Raw genomic sequence first — 12,282 nt, 5'->3', positions numbered from 1 at the left:
TTAGTTGAACTCGTTCGGGTGGGGTCCCACGCGCCCGTTGTTCTCCAGGGCGCCGATGGCTTCCATCTGAGCATCCGAGAGCTCGAAGTCGAAGACGTCAAAGTTGGCGGCGATGCGCTCGGGGGTGACCGACTTGGGGATCACGATGTTGCCCAGCTGCAGGTGCCAGCGGATGATGACCTGGGCGGCTGACTTGCCATGGACGTCGGCAATGCCGGTCACCGCGGGGTCGGTGAGTAGCTGGCCTTGGGCCAGAGGGCTCCACGCCTCCGTGTGGATGCCGTGGGCGGTGTTGAATTCACGCAGTACCGCCTGCTGCAGTCGCGGATGCAGTTCCACCTGGTTGACGGCCGGGACGGTGCCGCCCAACTCGATGATCCGTGCCAGATGCTCGGGTTCGAAGTTGGACACGCCGATCGCCTTGGCCTTACCCGAGGCGTAGATCTCCTCAAAGGCCCGCCAGGTATCCAGATAGGTGTCCTTTTCCGGGGTGGACCAGTGGATCAGGTACAGGTCAACGTAGTCCAGGCCCAGCTTGTCCAGGCTCTCCTGGAAGGCGGCAAATGTCCTCTCGTAGCCCTGCTCGGTGTTCCACAGCTTGGTGGTGATGAACAGTTCCGCGCGCGGGGTGCCGGTAGCGGCCAAGAACCCGGCCACAGCCTGGCCCACGCCCTCCTCATTACCGTAGACGGCTGCGGTATCAATGCTGCGGTACCCGGCGTTAAGTGCCGCGGTGGCGGCGGTGGCGGATTCGGCGTTGGGGACCTGCCACACGCCAAAGCCCAGCTGTGGCATGATCACACCGTTGTTCAGTGTCACCGTATTGGTTTTTGCATGTCTGCCCATTGCAGGCTCCTTGGGATAGGGGAATTTTGCACCATTCTGCCAGCGATTCCACGCACAAGTGATCCCGGAGGGTGTCTGATGGCCCCCTAAAGCCAGGTTTTCTTCTTAAAAATCGTGTACATCACGGCACCCACCATCAGCATTAGGCCGATGGCGAACGGGTAGCCCCACGGCCAGTCAAGTTCGGGCATGTTGCGGAAGTTCATGCCGTAAACGCCTGCAACAAACGATGGCGCAAACAAGATCGCCGCCCAGGAGGAGATCTTCTTCACTTGCTCGTTTTGGAGGGCGCTGGCCTCGTTTTGACGGTTCGCCGTCAATGTCCCGTCCACGGTGAGGGCGTTTTGCAGCAGCTGGCGGAACGAGTCCGCCTTGGCGGTCAGAGATTCCACGTGGTCTTGAACATCGCGCAGGTAGCGTTGCAGCTCCACGTTGACGTTGTATTTCTCGAAGCCGGCCTTGAGCTTGGAAAGCGTGTCCAACAGCGGGTGGATGGCGCGCTGGAAGTGGATGACCTCGCGGGAGAGCTGGTAGATGCGTCGGGAGACGTTCGGGTCACCAGCAAAAAGCTGGTCCTCGATCTCGTCGATGTCCACCTGCAGGCCGCTGGCCACCGGCAAGTAGTCATCCACCACCTGGTCCATGATGGCATACAGTACCGCCTCCGGACCCTGCGCCAGCAGCTGTGGATCGGCCTCCAACCGGCTTCGGGTCGAGGCCAGGCCCGGTGTTTCAGCATGCCGGATGGTGATGACAAAGTTCTTGCCCGTAAAGATGTGCAGCTCGCCAAACTGCACGGCCTCCTCCTCATCGAGATAGCGTGCCGGGCGCAGCACCGTGAAAAGGACGTCGTTGTACCTCTCCAGTTTGGGCCGCTGGTGAGCCTTGATGGCGTCCTCCACCGCCAGCTCGTGCAGCGAGAACTCGTCCGCCAGTGAGGCCATCTCGGCGGCGTCGGGCCGGAACAGGCCAATCCAGGCCATGCCCCCGTACTCGGCGATGGCTTCATAGGTCTGGTCAAGGCTGGTGGGGGAGGCCACGCGGATCCCGTCCACGTACACCCCGTTGTCAATAATGGTCACTTGCCCATTATGGACGACGCCGTGTCCGGGCCCGTACTTGACGCTTCGGTGTGCGCGGTGCGATGTGGGGTGCATCGTTTGGGGGTGGTGCCGTGGACCGGAAGGCTCAGCCGTGGCTCATGCCCTCCAGCAGAGGCTTGAGTCGGAACGGGATGTGCTCGTGGAGCGCCAGGGAGGTTTCCGTGCGGATCACTCCCTTGATCCGCAGCAATTGCCGCAGCGAGCTTTGCAGGTGGTGGACGTCCCGGGCCGCCAGCCGGCACCACACGTCGCCGCGGCCGGAGATCTCGTAAACCTCTAGGACCTGAGGTACGGCCCGCATGGCCGCGATCACGCCGTCTAGATCGCGGTGGACGACCTCGATGGTGATGAAAGCGACCACGTCGTAGCCGATCGCCGCGAGGTCCACTTCCCGGCCACCCTGGCGCAGAGCGCCCGTCCGGGACAGGTGGCGCAGGTGGGCTTGGACCGTGTTGCGGGCCACACCCAGGGACTCCGCGAGCTCGCCAATCTGGGCTCGTGGATCGGCGATGAGCGCCAGCACCAGGCGCACATCGAGCGGGTCTAAAATGCTCATCTGGGTCACTCCGGGATCACATTGCTTTGAACTATTGATCAATTTGATGCAAAGGAAAGCAAAAATCAAATCAAAGTACGTTGTCTAGATCATCCTAGTAGACGGATTTGCGTCAAATGGCGCGGGATCCTCCTGAAGACAAGTGCCTGAAAGGAAGTGTCTGGTGGCCGTTCTGCATGAGCTGGCAATGCGACCGTCCCCTGTTGCCCGGGGACGGTGGAACCCGTCCGTGACGGTGCGGCTGGTGCTGGCCGGAACGGTGATTTTCATCCTGCTGGTGGGTGCCAACCTGGCTACCCCGCTCTACCCGCTGCTGCAGGCCCGGATCGGCTTCGACGCGGTGGGAGTCACCGTCACGTTCTCTGCATATGTCCTGGCGCTGGTGGGTGGCCTGGTGCTCTTTGGCCACTGGTCCGATCACATCGGCAGGAGGGCGGCGCTGGTCCTGGCCGTCGTCGTCGGCCTGGCCGGTGGGCTGGTCTTCGGCACGGCGGAATCCCTGCTGCAGCTCGTGGTGGGGCGGGGCATGCAGGGGCTGGCCGTCGCGATCGGCACCGGCGCCAGTGCAGCGGCCCTGCGGGACCTGATGCCCAGCAAGCCTGGGTGGGCGTCGCGGTTCACGCTCCTGTCCTCCTCGGGCGGAGTGGCGGCCGGACCCGTCATTGGCGGGCTCCTCTCCCTGCTGCCACGGCACACCCAGACCCCGTTTGCCATCCACTCGGTGATCCTGCTGATACTGCTGGTGCCGTTGCTGCTGCTCGACGCGCGCCCCGCCATCAACCCGGCCCCTGCAGGGCAAGGCCGCAACTACCTGCGGCCCCGGGTCCCCGCCCTGGCTCGGTCGGCGCGGGGCACCTTTTGGCTGGCGGCCTCTACCGGCTTTGTCAGTTTCGCCGTCTTTGGTTTTTGCCTGTCCCTGGCGCCCGGCTATTTTGCGAACATCATGCACGCCGATTCACGCCCGCTGATCGGGGTGCTCGCCGCAGTGACCCTGGCCTGCTCGGCGCTTTCTCAGCTGCTGTCCCTGCGCGGGCGGTGGCTGGTCCCGGCCGGGCTGGTACTCCTGGGCGTTTCGGTGCTGCTGATAGCCGCCGCGGGCACCGTGGAATCGCCGGCGCTGCTGGTGCTGGCCAGCATGGGCGCCGGGCTGGGCCAGGGTGCCGCTTTCCGGGTCGTGTTCAACGACGTTGCCGCCGCGGTGGAGCCTGCCCGGCACGCACAGGTTATCTCCGCCGTGTACATCGTGACGTACCTTGGCAGCGCCCTACCTGTGCTGGGACTGGGCGTCGCTGTTCAGGTTTGGGGTCTGCAGGCGTCGGTGACCGGGTTCGCCATCCCCATCGCTGTGGCCTGCGCAGTGCTGGCAGCCGTGGCCGGCCAGCGCATCCGGGGCGCCGCCGTCGACCGTCCCTGAGCCCAGATCCGGCTTGGTGGAATGGCTAGTCCAGCGGGCCCGTGTGCCCAGGCATGTGCTTGAACACCAAGGTTGTTTCGGTGTGGCCCACCACGGGATCGGTAGTGAGGTTATCCAGCACCCAGTCGCGCAGGGCGTCGGTGTCGCGCACGGCAATGTGCAGCAGGTAGTCCACCGAACCCGAGGTGTGGAAGGTGGAGAGCACCTCGGGCAGCTGGGGCACCCGGGAAGTGAAGGTATCGATCTGGTCGCGGTCGTGGGCACGCAGCCGGACGGCGATCAACGCCTGCACCGCGCGGCCAATGACGGCGAGGTTCAGTTTCGCCTCGAAGCCTTCGATGGCGCCGCGTTCCATCAGGGCGCGAGTGCGCATGAGGGCTGTGGAAGGAGCAATGCCCACGGCGTCTGCAAGATCGCGGTTGGTGACGCGTGCATCGGCGACGAGAGCGTCAATGATCTGGCGGTCGACGGCGTCCAGAGGCTCGCCTGCCTGACTCCCGTGTGCGGGTTCGCGCCGAATGTTCTTCGCTAATGACGCCATACAATCCTCCGGATTGCTCTAAAAATGCGGGTATATCGATTGATGTAGCTAATAGTTCGCCATGCTACCAAATATCCTGACTTTTGGGTGATACTTGGCTCTATTCTTCAATAGACTATGCGGCAAAGGTGCTGGGGAAGGTGGGTTTGCGATGCTGGGTTGGGATTCAAGGGCCGTTCATGCCGGACGTGAGGACTTGGTGGCATTGGGGGTGCACGCCATTCCCCTGGACATGTCCACCACGGCGCCGCTGACCAGTGTGGAGTCCGGTGGCGAAGCGTACGAGCTCATGGCCACCGGAGGAGTCCCGGGCCCCGGGCAGTCCACCGTGTACCAACGCTTGTGGAACCCCACGGTAGCCCGCTTTGAGGCAGGCGTCTCCACCTTGGAGGGGGCTGCAGAGTCGGTGGCGTTTGCCACCGGCATGGCTGCCCTGACCGCGGTACTGCTTGCCGCCGTCGCCGGTGGAAAGCCGCATGTGGTGGCGGTCCGCCCCCTGTATGGCGGCTCCGACCACGTGCTGGCCACCGGTTTGCTGGGCACCACCGTGACCTTTGTCCACCCGGACGAGGTCCATGCGGCGCTGCGCCCGGACACTGGCCTGGTCATCGCCGAAACCCCTGCCAACCCCGACCTGAGTCTGCTGGACATCCGGAAGCTGGTGGCCGACGCGGACGGTGTCCCGGTCATGATCGACAACACCTTTGCCACGCCCGTGCTGCAACGCCCGCTGGAATCCGGGGCGTCGCTGGTGCTTCACAGTGCCACCAAGTTTCTCGGCGGCCACGGCGACGCAATGGGAGGCGTGGTTGCCACGGACAGCGGGTGGGCCTCGCGCCTGCGCCAGGTCCGGGCCGTGACCGGAGGCTTGCTGACGCCGTGGCCGGCCTACCTCCTGCACAGGGGACTGGCTACCCTGCCCGTGCGGGTGCGGGCCCAGCAGGCCTCAGCGCACAAGGTGGCCGTGGCACTCGCCAACCACGAGGCGATCACGCGTGTTTTGTACCCCGGCCTGGCAGAGTGCGATCCGCAGGGCCTGGTGGGAACCCAGATGTCCGGACCCGGATCGCTGCTGTCCTTTGAGGTCGACACGGCCGAGCATGCCGAAGCCATTCCCAGCCACGTTTCACTGCTCACCCATGCCGTGTCCCTAGGCGGCATCGACACACTGATCCAGCATCCGGCAGGGCTGACGCACCGCCCGGTGGCGGCAGCGGCCAAGCCCCATGCCACCATGCTGCGGGTCTCCATCGGCTTGGAGGACCCCGAGGACATCTTGGCGGACCTGGTCCAGGCCGTCGAGGCTGTTTGCTAGGGCGCACCATTGGTGCCGAACCATGCGCCACTTTCAAAGTGGCGCATGGTTCGCGGTCAACGGAACGCAGAACCTGGCGGTTGGACACGCCCGGAGGGGAGCATCGCGGCGGCTAGGGCGGCGGCGATCGCTGCCAGGACGGTGAGGGCCCCCACCAGGGCGGGCCACCCCAGTGATTGGAAAATGAGCCCGGCACTCCAACCCACCACACTGGACCCGGCATAGTAGCTGAGGTTGTACAGGGAAGAAGCTTGCGCCCGTCCGGTGGCCGTCATGGAACCCGTCCAGCCCGACGCGATGCTGTGGGCGCCAAAGAACCCGGCTGTGAACACCACCAGGCCCAGAAGAATCACCGGCAGCGCCGCGGCCATGGTGACGAGCAGTCCAGAAACCATGAGCGTGATGGAGGCCAGCAGCACTGTCCGCCGGCCAAACCGCGCCGCCAGATCGGCCACGGCCCGCGACGACACTGTCCCGGCAAGATAGGCCAGAAAGATCAGCGCCACAGCCGTTGCCGGTAACAGATAGGGGGGCGCCTCCAGGCGGAAACCAAGGTAGTTGTAGACGCTGACAAATGATCCCATCAGCAAAAATGCCTGTGCATACAGTGCCAGTAACGGTTTGCTGCGCAGCGGCGGGAGCAGGCGCGCCAGCATATCGGTAAACCCACCGCCAGACACCGGGCTGAAACCCTGCGGGCGCGGTGCCAACCACAAGAATGCTGCGGCCGCCGCGGCGCCAGTTAATGAAACGGTCAAGGTGGCCAGCCGCCAGTCGGAAAGATCCGCAACGGGCCCGGCCAGCAGACGGCCCGACAACCCGCCCAGGCTCGTCCCGGCAACATAGGCACCGGCCGCAGCCCCGGCATGTAAGGGATTGATTTCCTCATTGAGGTAAGCCATGGCCAGTGCCGGTATGCCGCCGAGCGCGGCGCCCTCAAGGGTGCGCAGAAGCAGCAGTATTTCAAAGTTCGGCGCGGCCGGCACCAACAGCCCGAACGTTGTGGCCAGGGCAACGGCCAACCCCATGGTGCGGACCCTGCCCCAGCGGTCAGCGACGAACGACCACGGCAGCACTGCCGCGGCAAGTCCAAGCGTGGCAACGGAAATCATCAGGGACGCCTGTGATGCACTGACACCCAGATCACGGGAGATCAGCGGCAGTAAGCCCTGCAGGGAATACAACTGCGCAAACGTCGCCACACCGGCGCAAGCGAGTGCTGCCAAAATTCGCCGGTAGCCGTTGGTACCACGTCCATAGCCGGGGAATGGCGCCTCATCTCTCACCGTCACCACAGTAGATCATGGAGGGCCCGTGCTGTCGCGGAAGGGGTGGACGCGGGCGTCACAGTTCGCGCAGGAAGCCCTCGATCACGGCGCCCACGGGCCCGGCCTGCGACTTTTGCCAAGCGGTGCCGGCCCAGAGGTTGAGAGCTTCGGCGTCCCCGGCGGCTGCGGCTGCCGCCCGCAATGGGCCAGTGAGGAAGTGTACTTCGGGGTAGATGTCGGGGGCGGTGGCGCCATGGTCGCGGACAAAATCGTTGACCAGCGCCCGGGCCCTCTTCCCGGTAAATGCACGCGTGATGGCCGTGGCGCTGTATCGGGGATCGGCGAGGGCGTCCTTGTGGAGCGCTTTGGCCCCGCTCTCGTCGGTACGCAGCAGGGCCGTCCCCAGTTGTACGGCAACCGCGCCCGCGGCGAGGGCAGCTTTTGCCGTGGTGGGGTCGCCAATGCCGCCAGCCGCCACGAGGGGAAGCGCGACGGCGGCACGCACCGCCGCGACCAGCTGGACGACACTTGACTCACCAGCGCCGTGCCCCGGTGGCAAGAACGCAGCGGAATGGCCACCCGCGTTGGCGTGTTGCACCACCAAGGCGTCAACACCGGTTTCCGCGGCGGCCAGGGCCTCGGCCACGCTTGTCACGGAGGCCAACACCCTGCTGCCGGCCCTGTGCAGGGAAGCTACAACTGCCGCAGGGGCCAAACCAAAAGTAAAACTGACCAGCGGTACCGGATCTGTGAGCAGCAGCTGAAGCTTTTCGGCCCAAAAATCTTGCGTCCGGGGATCGGAGGGCGAGAACGGAAGCCCCGGAACACTCGCGCCCAAACGCGCCGCGAGCGGCATCAGCTCGCGCCGGTAGCGCAGCAGGGCGGCGGCATCTGCGGGAGCCAGCGGACCCTGCCGCGGCACGAACAAGTTGACGCCAAAATCGGTGCCCTCGGAGCGAAGCGGTGCCAGATGCTCGGCCAGTGCCTCGGCGGTCTTATAGCCACCAGCGGCGAAGTCCAGGGCCCCGGCGCCCCGGGCGGCCAGGGCAAAGGCCGACGTGGTGGTTCCGCCTGCCATGGGTGCTGCAATGAGAGGGGATGCGAACATGCCACTAGTCTAGGTTGGTGAGCAATGACACTTTCAATTCCGTGACCCCGCCCGACTCTTTCGCGGGGCCCGGCTCCTTCGTGGGCCTTGATATCGGCGGTTCCAAAACCCGTGGCATCCTTTGGGTCAACGGCGCCATCGCTGCCGACGCCAGCGTGGGCAGCGCCAATGTCCAAAACGTCAGTGTGGAGACGGCCCGCCAAAACATGGCCGAGCTTTTTGCCCGGTTGGACGTGGGCGACGTTCAGGTGGTTTTCGCTGGTGCCGGCGGGGTGGACACGGACGACGACGCCGCCGCCTTGCGCGGGCTCATCGCACCCTTCGTGCCCGGCGCCCGGATCACGGTGGTTCATGACACCCGTTTGCTGTTGGCAGCTGGCGGCTCGACCACGGGTGTGGCCGTCATCGCAGGAACCGGGTCGGCGGCGTGGGGGGCCAATGCCGACGGCGCCCAGGCGCGGGCCGGTGGGTGGGGATACCTGCTCGGTGATGAAGGCAGCGGTTATTGGTTAGGACGCGAGGCCGTCCGGTACAGTCTGCACCGAATGGACCTGGGGGCCCCACCCGACGAACTGACGCAAGGGCTCCTGAAGTATTGCCAGCTCGAGGAACCCGGCGAACTTATTGGCCACTTTCACCAAGGCACCACCCGGCGCTACTGGGCGGCGGCATCCCCGGTGATCTTTGCCGCAGCGGTCAAAGGGCATGCCCATGCCCTTGCGTTGGTGGAGCAGGCCGGCGCAGATCTGGCGCAGATGGCGTACCAGGTGGCGAACCAGCTCGGGATTACAGGCCCCATCGTGTTGGGCAGCGGATTGGGCAGCAATGTCCCGGCGCTCCAACAAGCCTTCATCAAGCATCTCGCGGCAAAGGGAGTCACCGATGTGCGAATCTTGAGGCAAGACCCCATTGCCGGTGTGCCGTTGCTGGTCAAGACACAGCAGTCGTAGAGGCGGCGGGCCCGGGCCGGACTAGGAACGCGGTGGCCCAGCAGTGCTGCCGCGCACTATCAGTGTTGGGGCCACCAGGTCGGGTGGGCTTTCCGCGTCCGGGTTGGCGATTTGGGCTACCAAGTGCATGACGGCTCGACGCCCGGTGTCCTCAAAAGATTGACGGATGGTGGTCAGCGGCGGGTTCGCGTAAGCGGCCAGGTCGATGTCGTCGATACCCACCACAGAAACGTCCTCCGGGATGCGCCGGCCTAGCTCGCTGAGGGCGCGGATCACACCAAATGCCATTTCGTCGCTGGCGACCAAAATGGCCGTCACTTCCGGCATGCGGGCCAGGATCAGACCGCTGCGATAACCGGATTCGGGGCTCCAATCGCCATGGAGTACCGGCGGCACGTCCTTGCCGGCGTCGCGCAAGGTGCGTCGCCAACTCTCCAGCCGGGCCATCGCGTCGGACCAGTCGCGGGGGCCCGCAACATGCCACACCGTCTTGTGCCCCAGATCAATCAGATGCGTGGTGGCAATGGCTGCCGCCAGTTCCTGGTCAACACCCACCAGGTCTTTGAAGACCCCCGAGGAGCCGTCGGTGCTCACCGTGGGGATGCGTGCTGTGAGTTGGCGGATTTGATCTGCGGCTCCAAGCAAGGGTGCCGCGATCACGATGCCATCCACGCCTTGGTGGACAAGCCGGCTCACTGCGTCCGTGAGGGCCTTGGTGCTCAACGCAGAAGTGACGGAATTGACCGCATATCCGGCCTCGCGGGCTCCGAGCTCCACACCCAGCGCCAGTGAGGACCGTGAATAGTTGTTGGTGGCAAGTGTCAGGACACCAATGGTTTTGGACTGTCCCGTCACCAACGCCCGCGCCGTATTGTTGCGCCGATAGCCTAGCTGGTTCACGGCAGCCAACACACGCCGTCGGGTGCTGTCTTGAACGTTGGGATGCTCGCTTAGGACCCTGGAAACGGTCTGGGCCGAGACCCCCGCGGCCAGTGCCACATCCCGCATCGCGGGACCTCGGGCAAACTTACGCTCCATGGAGTACATCCTTTGGTCAGGGAACTGCCGCACACAGGCGGTGGTGGAGGCCCGGGCCGAAGTTGTCATGGCAAGTCTAATTGTTTCTTGTAACATCCCGTTAGAAATGGTGGAGCGTCGACCGGTTCGGATCAGCTTGGAGTAAAGTGACTGAACCAATGTTATCGATAACAGTCTGTCTTTCGCCCACGCGGCGGAGCTAATACAAGGAGTTTAGTTGCCAACGAACCCCACACTGTCCGCGGTGCAAGCGACGGGCGCGGCCGCGTCCACGGGGGGCCGCGCATCCGGCGGTGCCCCGGCCCAAGCGCTGAGCTACGCGGACCGGAAGCTCTTCCGGCATGGCCGACCGCACCGCATCATCGCCGGGGCCGTCCACTACTTCCGTATCCATCCCGGGCAGTGGCAGGACCGCATTGACCGGCTCGTGGCCATGGGCGTGAACACGCTGGACACCTACATTGCCTGGAACTTCCACCAGCCATCCAAGGGTGAACCGGCCGATTTTACTGGTTGGCGAGATGTGGCCCGGTTCATCACTCTGGCTGGCAGCGCCGGGCTGGATGTGATCGTCCGCCCCGGGCCCTACATCTGCGCCGAATGGGACAACGGCGGATTCCCGTCCTGGGCCATCTCCGACCCGGAGATGGTGCTGCGCTCCTGCGACCCGCTGTTCACCAGCGCCGTGGGGGCCTGGTTTGACGAACTCCTGCCTGTCCTGGCGCCGTTGCAAGCCGCCCAGGGTGGGCCCGTGATCGCCGTGCAGATTGAAAATGAGTACGGCAGCTATGGTGATGACGCGGAGTACCTGCGCTGGAACCGCAAGGCTCTGAAAGACCGTGGGATAACCGAGCTGTTGTTCACGGCCGACGGCGGCACAGACTATTTCCTTGACGGCGGCTCCCTGCCGGACACCTGGGCGACGGCGACGCTTGGCTCACGGGGGGAGGAAGCATACGCTGTCTGGGAACGACGGCGGCCGGGGGAACCGTTCTTCAACGTTGAGTTTTGGAACGGCTGGTTCGACCACTGGGGCGAGAACCACCACACCCGAAGTGCGCAGGAGGCCACGGCCGAGGTCAAAAAGATCCTGGACCTTGACGGCTCCATCTGCCTGTACATGGCCCACGGCGGAACAAACTTTGGCCTGGCCGCAGGAGCCAACCACGACGGCGCCATCCAGCCTACGGTGACCAGCTACGACTCCGATGCGCCGATCGCCGAAGACGGGAAACTGACCGAAAAGTTTTATGCCATGCGGAAGGAGTTCTTCGCCGCTGCTGGCCGCGAACTCACGCCTGTCCCGGCCCACCTGACAAGCGCGAGCGCCGTCGTCCCCGCCTGCACCTTTGCACTGAAGCCAGGCACAACCCTGCTGGATTTTGCTCGGGCGGGGGAGCCGGTACGCAGCATCAAGCCACTGTCCTTTGAAACGTTGGGGCTTGACCGCGGTCTGGTGCACTACACGGCAACGACCATGCTGCCCGTTGGCGAAAGTGACGTCAAAATCCGCGGCCTGCACGACAGGGCCTACGTGTGGGTCGACGGCAGCTATGCCGGGGTCCTCCATGACGGTGACGGCCATAATGGTCTGAAGGTTTCCGGCGCGGGGGTCAAAGCAGTCTTGGAAATCTTGGTGGAGAACCAGGGGCGCATCAACTACGGCCCGCTCTTTGGCCAGGGCAAGGGAATCCTCGACGGCGTCCTGATCAACCAGCGCTACATTTTCCATTGGGAGCAGCGCGCCATCAACCTGGAGCTGCCGCTGGCACGGCTGCTGACGGTGGGCGCAGCCTCTGAAGGCCCGGACGAAGGGTTGCGTGGCCCCGGATATTTCCACGGTGAGCTGGTCATCGCCGAACCGGCGGACACCCACCTGACCCTGCCCGGCTTTGGCAAGGGAATGGTGTGGGTCAATGGTTTCCTCCTGGGCAGGTACTGGGAAGTGGGCCCGCAAATAACGTTGTATGTCCCGGGCCCGCTGCTCAGGGCAGGCGCCAACACTGTCACCGTCCTGGAACTGGAACACGCCGGGAACCACGCAGAACTCTTGGAGGCCCCGTCACTGGGGGCCATTGGCGTGACTCATGTGGAGGACCTCGGCTAGGCCCGCACCCTCCCACCGAGTCGCCGTGCGCAACAC

General features: G+C 64.6%; 11 protein-coding genes. 4 read left to right on the top strand and 7 right to left on the bottom strand.

Annotated elements, in window-relative coordinates; translation table 11 throughout:
- From AOC05_RS12145 to AOC05_RS12135, 3 genes are all read right to left on the bottom strand, one after another.
- Positions 1 to 846 carry an aldo/keto reductase gene (locus AOC05_RS12145; RefSeq protein WP_062007440.1) on the bottom strand — a complete coding sequence of 282 codons (846 nt, stop codon included), beginning with the start codon at positions 844 to 846 and terminating at the stop codon, positions 1 to 3.
- An 86-nt stretch (positions 847 to 932) separates the two neighbouring features.
- Complete coding sequence (corA, locus tag AOC05_RS12140; RefSeq protein WP_062007439.1) at positions 933 to 1,928, bottom strand: magnesium/cobalt transporter CorA; 996 nt, start codon at positions 1,926 to 1,928, stop codon at positions 933 to 935.
- A 106-nt stretch (positions 1,929 to 2,034) separates the two neighbouring features.
- Positions 2,035 to 2,505 (bottom strand): Lrp/AsnC family transcriptional regulator, encoded by a 471-nt coding sequence (locus AOC05_RS12135; RefSeq protein WP_186760336.1) that lies wholly within the window; start codon positions 2,503 to 2,505, stop codon positions 2,035 to 2,037.
- Positions 2,506 to 2,668: 163 nt separating this feature from the next.
- Between AOC05_RS12135 and AOC05_RS12130 the strand changes: the two genes are divergently transcribed.
- Positions 2,669 to 3,919, top strand: coding sequence for an MFS transporter (locus AOC05_RS12130; protein WP_062007437.1), 1,251 nt, complete (start codon positions 2,669 to 2,671; stop codon positions 3,917 to 3,919).
- A 25-nt stretch (positions 3,920 to 3,944) separates the two neighbouring features.
- On the opposite strand, the gene AOC05_RS12125 is transcribed toward AOC05_RS12130, so the two are convergent.
- Entirely contained in the window at positions 3,945 to 4,460 is a 516-nt protein-coding gene (locus AOC05_RS12125) for an Lrp/AsnC family transcriptional regulator (RefSeq protein WP_062007436.1), read from the bottom strand.
- A gap of 151 nt (positions 4,461 to 4,611) precedes the next feature.
- Here AOC05_RS12125 and AOC05_RS12120 point away from each other — a divergent pair, with 151 nt between their 5' ends.
- The gene (locus AOC05_RS12120) at positions 4,612 to 5,775 is read left to right on the top strand and encodes a trans-sulfuration enzyme family protein (protein WP_062007435.1); all 1,164 of its coding nucleotides are present in this window, start codon (positions 4,612 to 4,614) and stop codon (positions 5,773 to 5,775) included.
- A gap of 56 nt (positions 5,776 to 5,831) precedes the next feature.
- Here AOC05_RS12120 and AOC05_RS12115 read toward each other — a convergent pair whose 3' ends face one another.
- Complete coding sequence (locus tag AOC05_RS12115) at positions 5,832 to 7,070, bottom strand: MFS transporter (protein ID WP_062007434.1); 1,239 nt, start codon at positions 7,068 to 7,070, stop codon at positions 5,832 to 5,834.
- 49 nt (positions 7,071 to 7,119) lie between these two features.
- Entirely contained in the window at positions 7,120 to 8,151 is a 1,032-nt protein-coding gene (locus tag AOC05_RS12110) for a nitronate monooxygenase (RefSeq protein ID WP_062007433.1), read from the bottom strand.
- Positions 8,152 to 8,168: 17 nt separating this feature from the next.
- On the opposite strand from AOC05_RS12110, the gene AOC05_RS12105 reads away from it, so the two are divergent.
- Positions 8,169 to 9,101 carry an N-acetylglucosamine kinase gene (locus AOC05_RS12105; protein WP_062007432.1) on the top strand — a complete coding sequence of 311 codons (933 nt, stop codon included), beginning with the start codon at positions 8,169 to 8,171 and terminating at the stop codon, positions 9,099 to 9,101.
- A gap of 21 nt (positions 9,102 to 9,122) precedes the next feature.
- Here AOC05_RS12105 and AOC05_RS12100 read toward each other — a convergent pair whose 3' ends face one another.
- Positions 9,123 to 10,208, bottom strand: coding sequence for a LacI family DNA-binding transcriptional regulator (locus AOC05_RS12100; RefSeq protein WP_231687108.1), 1,086 nt, complete (start codon positions 10,206 to 10,208; stop codon positions 9,123 to 9,125).
- A gap of 148 nt (positions 10,209 to 10,356) precedes the next feature.
- Here AOC05_RS12100 and AOC05_RS12095 point away from each other — a divergent pair, with 148 nt between their 5' ends.
- Positions 10,357 to 12,246 carry a glycoside hydrolase family 35 protein gene (locus AOC05_RS12095; protein WP_231687107.1) on the top strand — a complete coding sequence of 630 codons (1,890 nt, stop codon included), beginning with the start codon at positions 10,357 to 10,359 and terminating at the stop codon, positions 12,244 to 12,246.
- Positions 12,247 to 12,282 lie beyond the last annotated feature (36 nt).

Origin of the sequence: Arthrobacter alpinus, assembly GCF_001294625.1 — a bacterium.
In the GTDB taxonomy this organism is placed as follows: Bacteria; Actinomycetota; Actinomycetes; order Actinomycetales; family Micrococcaceae; genus Specibacter; species Specibacter alpinus_A.
Note: the sequence above shows the minus strand (reverse complement) of the source record. Positions and strands in the feature narration are given on the sequence as shown.